Annotated in this window: 14 protein-coding genes; 8 read left to right on the plus strand and 6 right to left on the minus strand. The window is 62.8% G+C overall.

Features of this window, described 5'->3' with window-relative positions:
* Positions 1–11 precede the first annotated feature (11 nt).
* The 5 genes from A4R29_RS13705 (at position 12) to A4R29_RS13725 (ending at position 4,393) form a co-directional block, all read left to right on the plus strand.
* On the plus strand, positions 12–1,028 hold the full coding sequence (locus A4R29_RS13705; protein ID WP_063167981.1) for an ABC transporter permease: 1,017 nt from the start codon (positions 12–14) through the stop codon (positions 1,026–1,028).
* Positions 1,028–1,999 carry an ABC transporter permease gene (locus tag A4R29_RS13710; protein ID WP_013531725.1) on the plus strand — a complete coding sequence of 324 codons (972 nt, stop codon included), beginning with the start codon at positions 1,028–1,030 and terminating at the stop codon, positions 1,997–1,999. The genes A4R29_RS13705 and A4R29_RS13710 overlap by 1 nt, the downstream gene beginning before the upstream one ends.
* Positions 1,996–2,955: an ABC transporter ATP-binding protein gene (locus A4R29_RS13715; protein ID WP_024503324.1), complete on the plus strand. Its 960-nt coding sequence runs from the start codon at positions 1,996–1,998 to the stop codon at positions 2,953–2,955. The genes A4R29_RS13710 and A4R29_RS13715 overlap by 4 nt, the downstream gene beginning before the upstream one ends.
* A gap of 8 nt (positions 2,956–2,963) precedes the next feature.
* Positions 2,964–3,950, plus strand: a complete 987-nt coding sequence (locus A4R29_RS13720) for an ABC transporter ATP-binding protein (RefSeq protein WP_013531723.1) — start codon at positions 2,964–2,966, stop codon at positions 3,948–3,950.
* A gap of 140 nt (positions 3,951–4,090) precedes the next feature.
* Positions 4,091–4,393, plus strand: coding sequence for a DUF982 domain-containing protein (locus A4R29_RS13725; protein WP_024503323.1), 303 nt, complete (start codon positions 4,091–4,093; stop codon positions 4,391–4,393).
* Positions 4,394–4,503: 110 nt separating this feature from the next.
* On the opposite strand, the gene A4R29_RS13730 is transcribed toward A4R29_RS13725, so the two are convergent.
* From A4R29_RS13730 to A4R29_RS13740, 3 genes are all read right to left on the minus strand, one after another.
* Entirely contained in the window at positions 4,504–5,202 is a 699-nt protein-coding gene (locus A4R29_RS13730) for a DUF1194 domain-containing protein (RefSeq protein ID WP_167355175.1), read from the minus strand.
* A gap of 150 nt (positions 5,203–5,352) precedes the next feature.
* Positions 5,353–6,054 (minus strand): hypothetical protein, encoded by a 702-nt coding sequence (locus tag A4R29_RS13735; protein ID WP_145923756.1) that lies wholly within the window; start codon positions 6,052–6,054, stop codon positions 5,353–5,355.
* A 48-nt stretch (positions 6,055–6,102) separates the two neighbouring features.
* Positions 6,103–7,101: a DMT family transporter gene (locus A4R29_RS13740; protein WP_063172125.1), complete on the minus strand. Its 999-nt coding sequence runs from the start codon at positions 7,099–7,101 to the stop codon at positions 6,103–6,105.
* 151 nt (positions 7,102–7,252) lie between these two features.
* On the opposite strand from A4R29_RS13740, the gene A4R29_RS13745 reads away from it, so the two are divergent.
* Together A4R29_RS13745 and dusA are read left to right on the plus strand one after the other, a co-directional pair.
* Entirely contained in the window at positions 7,253–9,235 is a 1,983-nt protein-coding gene (locus A4R29_RS13745; protein WP_063172126.1) for a BTAD domain-containing putative transcriptional regulator, read from the plus strand.
* A gap of 242 nt (positions 9,236–9,477) precedes the next feature.
* Positions 9,478–10,476: a tRNA dihydrouridine(20/20a) synthase DusA gene (gene dusA / locus A4R29_RS13750; protein ID WP_063172127.1), complete on the plus strand. Its 999-nt coding sequence runs from the start codon at positions 9,478–9,480 to the stop codon at positions 10,474–10,476.
* Between the two features lie 10 nt (positions 10,477–10,486).
* On the opposite strand, the gene A4R29_RS13755 is transcribed toward dusA, so the two are convergent.
* Positions 10,487–11,191 (minus strand): TIGR02281 family clan AA aspartic protease, encoded by a 705-nt coding sequence (locus A4R29_RS13755; protein WP_013531717.1) that lies wholly within the window; start codon positions 11,189–11,191, stop codon positions 10,487–10,489.
* Between the two features lie 7 nt (positions 11,192–11,198).
* A complete protein-coding gene (locus A4R29_RS13760) occupies positions 11,199–11,432 on the minus strand; it encodes a DUF1289 domain-containing protein (RefSeq protein WP_024503316.1) in 234 nt (77 codons plus the stop codon).
* Between the two features lie 197 nt (positions 11,433–11,629).
* Between A4R29_RS13760 and A4R29_RS13765 the strand changes: the two genes are divergently transcribed.
* Complete coding sequence (locus tag A4R29_RS13765) at positions 11,630–12,628, plus strand: nicotinate-nucleotide--dimethylbenzimidazole phosphoribosyltransferase (RefSeq protein WP_063173677.1); 999 nt, start codon at positions 11,630–11,632, stop codon at positions 12,626–12,628.
* A gap of 12 nt (positions 12,629–12,640) precedes the next feature.
* Here the strand turns inward: A4R29_RS13765 and A4R29_RS13770 are convergent, their stop codons facing one another.
* Positions 12,641–13,201 carry a GNAT family N-acetyltransferase gene (locus A4R29_RS13770; protein ID WP_244506959.1) on the minus strand — a complete coding sequence of 187 codons (561 nt, stop codon included), beginning with the start codon at positions 13,199–13,201 and terminating at the stop codon, positions 12,641–12,643.
* Positions 13,202–13,219: the final 18 nt, after the last annotated feature.

Below are 13,219 nucleotides of genomic sequence, written 5' to 3' on the forward strand. Positions count from 1 at the left end.
GGGGCACGTCCGTGTCGAACGTAGCTGTCGCCGCGCCGCGCAAAACGCGAGGGCCCTGGGCCGTCGCGTTTGCGAAGCTGGCAAGGGACAGGGCTGCCATGGCGTCGCTGGCCGTGTTCCTCCTCATCGTCCTTGCCTGCCTCAGTGCGCCTCTTTATGCGAAATGGGCCGGCGTGGACCCATTCGCCTCGACGCTCGACGCCGTCATCCAGATCGACGGCGCCGACGTTCCGGTGATGGAACAGTCGACTGAGGGGCTCGGGCTTGGCTACACACCGCTCGGCCCGACCTGGCGGCTGGGCAATTACTTCCTCGGCGCCGACAGCCAGGGGCGCGATGTCATGGCCAGGATGCTCTATGGCGGGCTGAGTTCGCTGCTGATCTCCGGAGCAGCCACCATCTTCACCCTGATCCTGGGCACGGCAGCGGGATTGATCGCCGGCTATTTCGGCGGCGTCACCGACACGGTGCTGTCGCGCTTCCTCGACATACTGTGGGCGTTCCCCATTTATCTGCTGGCGATTTCGCTCTCCATCGTCACCATCGCGCATGGCATCACGATAGGACCGATCCAGATCGAGTCCGGCAGTCTGTGGCTGCCTGTCATCATCATCGGTATCGTCTACGTGCCCTATGTGGCTCGTCCGATACGCGGGCAGGTTCTGGCACTGCGCAAAAGCGAATTCGTGCTCGCCGCGATCAATCTGGGCGTACCGGGATGGCGCATCCTGTGGCGCGACATCCTGCCCAACGTCACCACGACGCTGATCGTCTTCGTGCCGCTGATGATGGCGCTGAACATGCTTACGGAATCAGCCCTTTCCTTCCTTTCGATCGGCGTGCAGCCGCCGGCCGCGAGCTGGGGCACCATCATCCAGGACGGACAGGCGCTGCTCTACACCAGGCCACTGGTGGCGCTGGTGCCGGGCCTGGCGATCGCGGTTTCCGTCATGGCGCTCAATGTCTTCGGCGACGGTCTGCGCGACGCGCTCGACCCGCGCTCCAAGGTTCGGCTGGGGCGCGACTGATGATCTACGCAATCCTGCGCCGGTTCGGCCAGATGCTGTTCGTGATGTTCGGCATCTCGGTCATCGTCTTCCTGATTTTCTTCGCAACGCCGGGCTCCGATCCGGCGGCGCGCATCGCCGGCCGCAATGCATCGCCCGAAGTGCTGGAGGCGGTACGCCACAGCTTCGGCTTCGACCGGCCGCTCTACGTGCAATATGTGACGATGATGGAGAAGATCTTCGTCACCGGCGATCTGACCTCCTTCGTCAATCGTGGCTGGAAGGTGGTGCCGGCGGTCATGGATTCGATCCCGGTCACGCTCTCGCTGGTGTTCGGAGCGGCGATCCTGTGGGTGGTCGTCTCCATCATCATCGGCATCGCCGCCGCCGCCACGCGCGGCAGCTGGCTGGATAAGCTGCTGATGGCGCTAGGGCTGCTCGGTATTTCGATGCCGGTGTACTGGCTGGGCGAGGTGATGAACCTGATCACCCAGAGCCGCTACCACGACAGCTGGGCGTTCTCCTGGGTGCCGCCGCTCGGCTACAAGAACTTCTCCGACGATCCAAAGGGCTGGTTCCTGACCCTGGTCATTCCGTGGATCACGCTGTCCATTCTCTACATCGGCATTTATGGGCGCGTGCTGCGCGCGGCGATCATCGAATCCCTGCAGGAGGACTATATCCGTACGGCCCGGGCCAAGGGCCTGTCGGAGACCCGCATCCTGCTGCGCCATGCCTTGCGCACGTCGCTCATCGCCTTCGTCACCTTGTTCGGCCTGGATTTCGGTGCGCTGGTCGGAGGCTCGGCCCTGCTGACGGAGGTGGTGTTCGGGCTGCACGGCATCGGCAAGCTCACTTATGACGCGCTGCAGAATCTCGATCTGCCGATGATCATGGCAACGGTGATGTACGCTTCGATGTTCGTGGTTGTTGCCAATGCGGTCGTCGATTTCGTCTACATCCTTCTCGATCCGCGCCTGAGGACATCATGATACTGTCGGTGCGCGACCTCAAAGTATCCTTCCGCACAAATGATGGCCTGGTGCGGGCCATCGATGGCGTTTCCTTCGACCTCGAGGAGAGCGAGATCCTCGGCGTCGTCGGTGAGTCCGGTTCCGGCAAGACCGTGTCGCTGCTGGCCGTCATGGGTCTGATCACCGACCCCAACGCCACCATCGAAGGCTCGATCCGTTACAAGGGCCGCGAACTGGTGGGACTGCCCGCGCGCGAACTGAGGCGGCTGCGCGGCAACGAGATCGCGATGATCTTCCAGGATCCGATGACCGCGTTGACACCTGTCTACACGATCGGCTGGCAGATCGCCGAACAGATCCGCGCGCATCGCAACATCAGCAAGTCCAAGGCGATGGAGCGCGTGGAGGAATTGCTGGCCGAGGTGAATTTTCCGAACCCGCACGAGGCGATGTCGCGCTACCCGCACCAACTGTCCGGCGGCATGCGTCAACGGGCGGTGATCGCAATGGCTTTGTCCTGCAATCCGGCGTTGCTGGTGGCTGACGAACCGACCACGGCGCTCGACGTCACCGTACAGGCCGGCATTCTCGATCTGGTGCGCAAGCTGCGCGCGACGCACAAGTCGGCGGTGGTCTTCATCACGCATGACATGGGCGTGGTCTCCGAACTCGCCGACCGGGTCATGGTCATGTATGCCGGCCGCGTGGTGGAGCGCGGCAGTCGCGCGGAGCTGTTTTCCGATCCGCGACACCCCTATACGCGCGCGCTGCTCGGTTCGATCCCGCCGCTGACCGGCGAAAAACCACGCCGCCTGCCGGCCATTCCCGGTTCGCCGCCGTCATTGCTGCGATTGCCGCAGGGCTGTGCGTTCGGTCCGCGGTGCCCGGTTCACTATGAGCCCTGCGAGGCCGGCAAACCCGACCTCGGGAGCGGCACTCATGCCGCGGCGTGCTTCAGGGTGGCACAGGCATGAGCGGATCGATGACCGACAAGAACCGCCCCATTATCGAGACGCGTTCGCTGGGCAAGCGCTTTTCCATCGGCAGCCGTTTTTCCGCCGAAGGCAAGCGAACCGTTCATGCGGTCGACAATGTTTCCCTGACCGTGTGGCGCGGCGAGACGGTCGGCCTGGTCGGCGAATCCGGATGCGGCAAGTCCACGCTGGCGCGCTGCCTGGTGAGGCTCTACGACATATCGGACGGCGAGCTTCTGTTCGAAGGCAACGATATCACCTCGAAGTCGCTGTCCGAACTCAGGCCGCTCCGGCGCCGCTTGCAAATGGTTTTCCAGGATCCGTCGGCATCGCTCAATCCGCGCCGGCGCGTCGGCGACCTGGTGGCCGAGCCGCTGCGCATCCATGGCAGGCTCTCGTCGAGCGAGATCACCAGACGCGTGGCGGAACTGTTCGACCTTGTCGGCCTGCTGCCGGATCACGTCATGCGGTTTCCGCACGAATTTTCCGGCGGGCAACGCCAGCGCGTCGGCATCGCGCGGGCTATTGCATTGAACCCGGACCTCGTGGTCCTCGACGAACCCGTCTCCGCGCTCGACGTGTCGGTGCAGGCGCAAATCGTCAACCTGCTTGCCGATCTGCAGGAGAAGCTCAATCTCACTTACATCTTCATCGCCCACGACCTGTCGGTGGTACGTCAGGTTTCAACCCGCATAGCGGTCATGTATCTCGGCTCGATCGTCGAAGAAGGGCCGGCGGAAGAAGTGTTTGCAGCACCGGCCCATCCCTATAGCCAGGCGCTGATCTCGGCGGTTCCTATCGTGGAGACGACGCCCAGCGGGACGCGCAAGCGCATCATCCTCACCGGCGACGTACCGAGCCCTCTGAACCCTCCAACCGGCTGCCGTTTCCATCCCCGATGCCCGATCGCGGCGGAGCGCTGCCGTTCGGAGCGGCCGCAGTTGCGGGAATACCGACCCGGTCGCAAAGTCGCCTGCCACTTTCCGACGATGTAGGCGACACTCACCACCGCACAGGTGATCGCCTTCGCCTGACAGATTTCTCAAAAAATTCCATTTTTTGGCTGGAACCAACCGGCTGTTGGTGCGTTTGGTGGGGTTCGATCGAGCGCATTGCGGTCGACCGGGAGGAAACGATGGATCAATTGCATTTCTTTTCGCCCGTGCGGATTTCGCGCGGGCAAGGACACCCTGCGGAAGAAATCGATAGTGTTGCCGAAGCCATGATGTTCTTGCGGAAATGGCCAACGGGACGGCGCGGTCCGGTTTATCAGTGCGCGCTGAACTGTTGCTCGGCCGCTTTGTCGGGCCAGATGTCGGCCGAGGAAGCAAGGAAAGCGTTCACCGGCTTTGCCCGCATCACGCGCCTTCTCGACGATGACATGGCTTTGCCGGTAGGCGGCGAAGGCAAGGCAAGCGTGCACGCATTGCGGCGATAGGCTGTTGTCCTGACGGTCCTACAAGGTCTCGCGCTGCAGCGGCGCGGGGATCTCGTTGTGCAATGCGCTCCGGGATGGGGCCTCGAAAGTTCGTCCTACATGGCGCACTTTCACAGCGGACGGTCGTCGTTCATGCTTACTTCAGTCACGAGCTTGCGGCGAAGCGCCATGGTGTAGTCGTCTGGCCCCTTCGGCGTCATGACGAAGGCCTGGGAACCGCCAATGACCGATTTGGCAAAATAGGATGCCAGAGGTTGGTCGGGATTCTCATCCTCCGTCGGGATGGCGATGGCATTGATCGTATATCCCTTGGCTATGGCGTTCGACCTGCTCGGCTGGACGGGAAGCCCGTCGTTGTTCTCGCCATTGGAGGAGATATCGATGACTTTCTTTGCGGCCTTTCCCGGGAACTGGTCGAGCAGGAGACTGCCGATGTCGATAGCCGAGGAGACGGATGTTCCGCCACGCCCTCTGCGGATGAAGCCGGTATCGCCTTTCCTGCTGATCACCGCAGCCGCCGCTTTGGCATCTTCCAGTCCGCAGATGCTTGTCCACGGCAGCACGACGCGCGCGTGTCCGGGGCTCGACCACTCAAAATAGGCAACGCCGATGCAACCAACATAATTCCGGCTGATGGCGGCGATGATCTCTGGCGAGGTGAGTGCCGTGGCATGTCCCTCGCGTTGCATATCGGCGATCTTCGGATCGATGGATGACGAAAAGTCGACCGCGAACACGATGGCGACGTCAACGTTCGCGGCATGGGCAGAGACCCCCCAAAACAGCGAAGCTGCAAGTATTCCTGTCATTCTCGAGATTGAACCGGCCGGCGTCAGGAGACTGCCCCAGCCTGTCATCCGCACCCGTTCGCGAAAGGGTGGGGGGCCGGCGTCCTGATGATACACACTGCCAAACATATCATTCTCCATCTCGACATCCGGTCGTTTCAAAAAGCGGGTTCAACATGTGGAAATCTGGCGGGTGGCCTTGGTGCCCACGCCGAAGAGCAGCAGATCGGCCTTGGTCCACAAGAGATAACAGCCGAGCAAGGTCAGTGGCATGGCGAGGGCCGCGAAAGAGCCGCTCCACCAGACCTCAGGCAAAGCGCGGGCGAGGGCCACTGTCGTCGCCAGCATTGCCGGCAACCGGCTGGCGAGCACCGCACTGCGGAACGGATCGGGCCAAGCGGCCGGCCAGATCGAAATTGGCGTGCCGGGCCTGTGAAAGGTGCTGCCGAATTTGCCCAGCGCATGCAGCAGGCCGGAGGTCGCCGCAAGCAATGGATCGCCGAGCAGCAACAGGGCAATGCCGAGCCCGATCGCACCCAGGCCCGACAGGAAGTCGCCTAGACGGTTGAGGGCGGGATCGGGAGCATCCGGCCTTGCCCAGGCCCGGTGATAGGCCTCGCCGCCCCAGAAGAAGACCAGGGTGGTCAAGGTCAGCGCAACAGTGCCATGGCTGCCAGCGAAATATTCGATCACCGCCATGGTGACGCTGCTTCCCTCATGCAAGCCGACCGGCGCGGTGGCAATCTGGATCGCCAGACCGACAATGAGGCCGAGCGCATTGCCGCTGTTGTAGTAGCCACCCGGTCCCTTCATGCGGGCGCGAAGCGCCGATACCAAATGTGCGACCGGAAGAAGGATTGTCCGCGCATCCATCACTGCGCCCCCGCGACAAGTCCGGCCGGGTCTGGAATACGTTTCGCATCACCGGCAAGGGCCATCACATTCCTCCACTGGACCTGAATTGTTGGGATGACGATCGCCCGCCCGATTTGCGGACGCAGTTGCAAAGGCAGGGGCCGCGTCGAAGGGTTGAACCGAAGCGGTTCGCAAGGACGTGCGTGCCTGCGGCGCCCGGTTCGACATTGCAACGGACAGGATCGCACCCAGGATGATGCCGGCACCCAAGACGCTCGCGGACGAGCTCCGCTCGCCGAGAAAGATTGCCGCGCCCAGCGCCCCGAAAACGCTTTCTGCGCTGACGATCACGGCGGCGTGGCTGGCCGGCGTAAAGCGGAGGGCAACCGTCTGTATGCCGAAGGCAATCGCAGTGGAGAACACGCCGAGGATCGCCAGTTCCGGGCCGGCTGCGAATGCGGCGGCCAGCGACAGATTGCCTTGCATTGCACCGAGCGGCAGGGCGAAGGCTGCTGCGCCGAAGAACTGTGTCGCGGCAGCGGTGAACGGCCGCGCATGCACCTGCATGTGCCGGCCCAGCTCGACTGCCCAGAGCGCATAGCAGGCAGCCGAGAGGACAGCGGTAAGATCGCCACTGCTGAACCCGGCTATCCCATCCGACAACAGCAGGGCTCCAACAAGGGTCAATCCGGCGGCGATTGTAAGACTCGCTGTCGGACGTTCGCCTACGAGAAACCAGGCGGCCAGCGGTGTCATTACCGTTGCCGTGCTTACCAGGAAGCTCGCATTGGTGACGGAGGCCCCGAGATAGCAAAGCTGCTGGAGCGTGATGGAGATGGCAAACAGCGCGCCCACCTTGGCCAAGCTGGAAAAATAGTCCGGCCCGAGCGGAAGCCGCTTCTCCATGAAGACAAAGGGCAGCACAAGCAGCCCGCCGATCAGGCATCGCAGACCCACAGCACTCAGCGCGTTGAGATGCACAAGCACCATCTTTTGCGAGACATTGCCGAAGCCCCACAAAGCGGCTGCAAACAGCAGCAGCAAATTGGCTCTTGTCCTGGACACGCAGCCCCCTCGAACCAAGCCTTTCGTTGACTTGGTCGCCTTAATTTAGCAAAGCCTAAACAGCCTGCCGTTACGGCAGCGCTTGAGCGCGAAGGCCGACTGTTGCGAAGCGTTAGTTTTGAGTTAGGATTTCGTCAGGCTGGGATAGCAAATGCAAAGTGAGGACAGCGGCGCTGCAAATAGAATCTCACTCTTCGGCGGTTTCCGGATTGAAAATGAAACGGCCGGTCCGCTTCGGCTGACCGGGAAACGAGGGCCGGCAATCATCGCCTATCTGGCTCGGTGTCCGGGCATGGCGGCGACGCGGGAGAGGCTGGCTGACCTCCTATGGGGCGACAGCGACGCTGAACATTCGCGCAACAGCCTTCGGCAGGCCCTCAGTGTCCTGCGCCAGGATCTGGCGCGAGAGGGGGTGGATCTCATCCATTCCAGCGGTGAGTTGATCGCCCTGAGGCCAGAGCTGGTTCAAGTCGACGTGGAGAAGTTCGAAACGGGTCTCTCGGCCCGTTCCGCCCAGGACCTCGCGAAGGCTTTGGCGAACTACACCGGGCCCTTCCTCGACGGGCTTTATCTGGGAAGCAATACGTTCGATGACTGGATCACATCGGAACGCGACAGGCTGCTCGGCCGCGCGATTGAGTCCTTCGAAAAACTGGCCCGTCTCGTCGACCCCGATGCCGGGCTGATCCTGGCCGATCGTATTCTGACCATGGAACCGACACGGGAGGAATCCTATCGGCTCAAGATGGAATTGCTGCTCTCATGTGGCCAACGCGACAGGGCAATCAGGACATACGAAGCTTGCAGAAGCATGCTGAAGAAGGAGTTCGGCGTCGAAGCCGGCCCTGAAACGCGGGCGCTTTGGCAATCTCTGTTGCTCGCCGCCGACGACGCTTCAAATGTGCAGTCGACAAATGGTGTTCCGTCCAGCCAGCGCCTTGGGCGTCCGTCCATCAGCGTTGCCGACTTCGTCAATCTGACCGGAAAGCAAGGCGACGACTTCTTCGCAAAGGGACTTGTCCAGGACATCACGACAGCCCTCTCCGAAGTGGCCGACTATGTCGTGCTCGCCGCGCTTCCGCCCGAGAAGAGCGGCCCAGGCGAAGAAGCCAAGACACCAGGGATACTCCGGGCGCGATATATGCTCAGCGGCAGCGTCCAGAGATCCGGCAATGGGTTGAGGGTGAATGTCCAGCTCGTCGATGCCGCCGGCGGCCACCACGTCTGGGCCCAGAAGTTCGACGGCCACTCCGAGAACGCGCTCGAATTCCAGGACAGGATCGCACAATCTGTTGTTCTTGCCGTGATCCTCGAACTTCAACTGACCAACTGGAAGGTTAGAGACAAAAGCCCGCCAGGGATCCCTGAAGTGCGCAGGCTGGTGAACGAAGCCCTCATGAAATATTTTGAGATGACTCGGGACTCACTTTTGGTCGGGATAGAGCTTGCCGAAAAGGCCTTCTCGATAGGTCCCGACAACGCCCGTGCAAAGCGGACGCTCTCGATCGTGATATCCATGGGCGTGGCGTTTGGTGCGCTGCCTCGGGAGCGTGGGGTGATCGAGCGTGCGGTCGAGCTTGCGGAAGCCGCAGTGCGGGCGGTACCGGACGATGAAATTGCCCGATGTATTCTGTCGTTCGCTCTCGAAAGTTGCGGTCGCATCGACGAGGCGATCGCCGAATGCCGCCACGCGATCAGCCTCAACCCAAGCTACCCAACTGGCCACGGCGATATTTCGATGCTCTTTGCGTTGCGCGGACAGGTCGACGAAGCGGTGCGTGAGGCCAACGAAGCAATCCGGCTCGGAACGCACGATGTCATCGACTTCTGGCGCCACCACGGCCTGGTTGTGGCGCTCTTCGCTGGCGGAGACAACCAGCGGGCGCTCGAAGCCGCCCGCAAAGTGGTCAGGACAAAGCCTGGCTTCGTTCGCGGCGCCCTTTATTGGGCCGCGACCGCATCGGCCACCGGAAACAACGAAGAAGCGTCCCGGGCCATCCACCATTGCCTGTCACAACTTCCGCATCTCAATCTGAGCAATGTCTGCCCTGGCTTTGTGCCGCGCTATGTAAAGGATCATCATCATTCCCGGTTCCTTGAGATGCTGTCGAGGGCTGGCCTTCCCAGTTCCTAGCCACATCGTTGGCGCAGACACCGTCATACGAAGCTGGAGGGTTCCGTCCTCCGCCCAGGCATCGAAAGCAGACGACGCGTTGGCAATTCCGGCCAGGTCGACCTATACGCTACCCTGCGATTGAGGTATTCGACGCCGCACGCCGTGGCGCCGGCCAGTCATCCGCCGATTTGCGGCTTGGGCCTATCATGGCGCGTGATAGAGCCCGTACGACGCGATCCAACCTGTCGAAGTTATGAAGCATGAAAGATTATCAAAGGTTTAGGATAGCCATAGCGCCCATGATGGACTGGACGGACCGGCATTGCCGGTTCTTCCACCGCCAGCTGTCGAGCCATGCGCTGCTTTACACCGAGATGGTGGTGGCCGACGCCGTCATCCATGGCGCACGCGAGCGTCTGCTCGGCTTCGATGCGTCAGAACATCCGGTCGCGCTGCAGCTCGGCGGCTCGGATCGCGAAAAACTTGCCGAGGCGGCGCGCATCGGCGAGGCCTTTGGCTATGACGAGATCAACCTCAATGTCGGCTGTCCGTCAGACCGCGTCCAGTCGGGCACGTTCGGCGCCTGCCTGATGAAGGTGCCGGACCTCGTTGCCGGCTGTGTCGCGGCGATGAAGGCGGCGGTGACAATTCCCGTGACCGTCAAATGCCGCATCGGCGTCGACGAGCAGGATCCGGAGCCGGCCCTCGATGCGTTGGCGGATGGAGTTTTCGACGCCGGCGCCGACGCATTGTGGGTGCATGCACGCAAGGCGTGGCTGGAAGGGCTGAGCCCCAAGGAAAACCGTGACATCCCGCCGCTCGATTACAACAGAGTTTATCGGCTGAAGGCTAGAAAACATAACGAATTCATTGGCATCAATGGCGGCATTCAGACGATCGAAGAGGCGTTGGCGCATCTCGACCATGTCGATGGCGCCATGCTTGGCCGCGCCGCCTACCACACGCCCGGCATTCTGGCTGGCGTCGATGCCGCTTTCTACGGCGTCCAGTCCGAGCCGTTCGATTTCGCCGCGCTGATCGATACGATGGCGGACTATGCGGCACGTCATACCGAGCAGGGTGGGCGGCTTGGACATGTCACCCGCCACATGGTCGGACTGTTCCATGGCTTGCCCGGCGCGCGCCGCTACCGGCAGATCCTGTCCACCGACGCGACAAAACCCGGCGCCGGCCCGGACGTGCTGAAGGCGGCTTTCGCGGCCGTCGAGCTCGGCGGAGCGGCAGCCGAAGCGGCTTGAGATTCGGGGATCAGTCCCTGAGGATCATGCGGTCGCCGCGCACGTCAAAACCCGACAATGAACCGATGAAGTTCATGCCGAGCAGGCTCTGGCTGAGCATGCCGGGTGCGGCGATCATCACCGACATATCCCTGCGCGTGATGCCGCCGATCGCAATCTGATCGGTTTTCACGGCCGCGGCGCGTGCCATGCCGTTGGCGGTCGAAACCGGTATGGTGTAGTTGAGCGCCGCTGGATTGAATCCGGCGGCTTGTGCGTCTTCGGACGTCAGCACGGTGCTGGTCGCGCCGGTATCCACCACGGCCCGGACCGGGTTGCCATTGACCAGGATGCGCGCTTCGAAATGGCCATTGTCCGCCTTGTCGAGCGTTACGGTGGCGTGACCGTCTTCGATACCCAGGGCCAGCGGACTGCCGGGAACAAGGCCCGCGGTCACCCGGCTGGCGACATCCTGCAGTTCGTAGCGATACTGGTAACCGGCGATCAGCGCGAGCGCGATGGCCGCCCAGGCGCCTAAGTTGCGGGCCATGGCGCCCAGGGGTCGGCCCGAGCGAAGCAGGCCGGCGCCGATAAGGGCGCCAAAGGCGCCGAGCCAGATCAGCCGGCTGAAATCGTTGTTCTCCACGCCGAGGGTGCTGCCGGCGGAATCGTTGAGCATGAGCAGGACTGCTCCCACCCCGATCGCGGCCATCAATATCCAGAACAACCGGCTCATCCGCACCTCACGACAGCGCGTCGCGTTCGCGCGCCATGCGGGTGCGGCGCGTTTCCCGGCGCGGCCGGCGCTCGACCGTTTCCAGCCGGGCCGGCAATTCAGCCATGACGCTGCGGCGCGTTTCCGGCGTCATCCCGATCCAGGCGCCGATTTCCTCGCGCGTGCGACCGCACCCGAAACAGAAGCCGGTTTTCATGTCGATCGAACAGACCAGGATGCACGGGGATTCGATGGCCGTCATGACTTTCTCTTGGGCTTCCATCCGCAATCCCTTGTTCCACCTCCACATGGTGCAACGGTAAAGCCAATGCAAGCCCTCGCGATTGCGCCCTGCGGGGCCGGCTTTGCGGCAAATCCAGGCCCATCATCCCAGAGGTTGTGCCAACCCCGCAAGGCGGCTATGCCGCTTACCAACTCCAGGGAATGATCGATAACAAGATGACCAGCGCACTGCCTTTCGACGATTTTCGCAACCTGTTGGCCAATCTGCCGGCGGCCGACACGGCAGCCGAGACCCGCGTGCGCACGCTGTTTGCCAAGGCCGACAAACCGGGCAATTCGCTTGGCCGCATCGAGGACATCGCCGCCTGGCTGGCCGCCTGGAGCGGGCGGGCTCCGCCCGCGGTGACAAGACCGCTGATGGCGGTCTTTGCCGGCAATCACGGCGTCACGCGCCACGGCATTTCGCCACGGCCGGTGGCGGCGACCGCCAACGCGGTCGAACTTTGCGCCGCCGGAGGTGCCGCGATCAACCAGATCTGCATTGCCTACGATCTCGGGCTGAAGGTCTTCGATCTTGCCCTGCACATCCCGACCGCCGACATCACCGAAGAGGCCGCGCTGGACGAGCGTGGCTGTGCCGCCACCATGGCCTTCGGCATGGAAGCGATCGCCGGCGGCACCGACCTTTTGTGTCTCGGCGATCTCGGCGTCGGCAACTCCACCGTCGCCGCCACCCTGTTTGCGGCGTTGTTCGGGGGCAGGGGCGCCGATTGGGCCGGCCCGGGGTCAGGCGCCGATGCGACGATGCAGGCACGCAAAGCCGACGTGGTCGATGCGGCGCTGGCTTTTCATGACGGCCATCTCGGCGACCCGCTCGAGGCGCTGCGCCGGGTCGGCGGCCGGGAATTCGCGGCGATCGCCGGTGCCATCCTGGCCGCGCGGATGCAGAATATCCCGGTGCTGCTCGACGGATTGGCGGCGACGGCAGCCGCAGCGGTACTGCATGGCGTCAATCCCGCCGCGCTCGACCATTGCCTGCTGGCCAGCCTTTCGCCAGAACCCGCGCATGCACACGCCGCCCAACGGCTCGGGCTGCACCCGTTGCTTGATCTGGGCATCAGCCATGGCGAAGGGGCAGGGGCCGCCCTTGCCGCGGGTCTGGTCAAGGCCGCCGCGCTGACCAGTTCGGGCATGGCTGCGGCGGTACGCGGTTAGCGTCTTGACCTGCTAGCGCCGGAGATTGGGAATACGATAGACGACGGCGTTGTATTTTGGGTTGGAGCGGCTGCCGACTATTACGCCTCCAAGGCGTTCCGCTATTCTTCTGCTGGCCACGTTCCTTTCGGCAACCGGATATTCGAAGCAGTCCGGTTCGAGCGCCTTGGAGGCCCACTCCGCGACAGCAGCAATTGCCTCTTGGCCAATGCCGTTTCCTTGAGCGTCCTCTCTGATCCAGATCCCGAGTTCGGGACACACGGTCTTCGCTGCATGAAGGCCGACAAGCCCCAGACAGCGAGCGTCCGCCAAGGCACGCACAACAAAGTGCAAATCCGATCCGTCCTGGATTGGCGCCAGCCAGGATCGCCATACTTCGGCAAAGGCCGCCAGTGATCGAGGTGGCTCCCACTGCATGAAACGGGTGATGGCGGGAGTGATGGCGACAAAGAGGTCTTCAGCGTCGTCGGCTGTAAACAGCCTCAAGCGAAGGCGGTCCGAGTTGATGTCTATGCCACCGACCATGCCAGTCACCTTCTGCCATCGTGGGGTGCCGTCCTTCTTGCTGGCCATCGACACAGTCCGCCGCGA

Source organism: Mesorhizobium ciceri biovar biserrulae (assembly GCF_001618845.1).
In the GTDB taxonomy this organism is placed as follows: Bacteria; Pseudomonadota; Alphaproteobacteria; order Rhizobiales; family Rhizobiaceae; genus Mesorhizobium; species Mesorhizobium ciceri.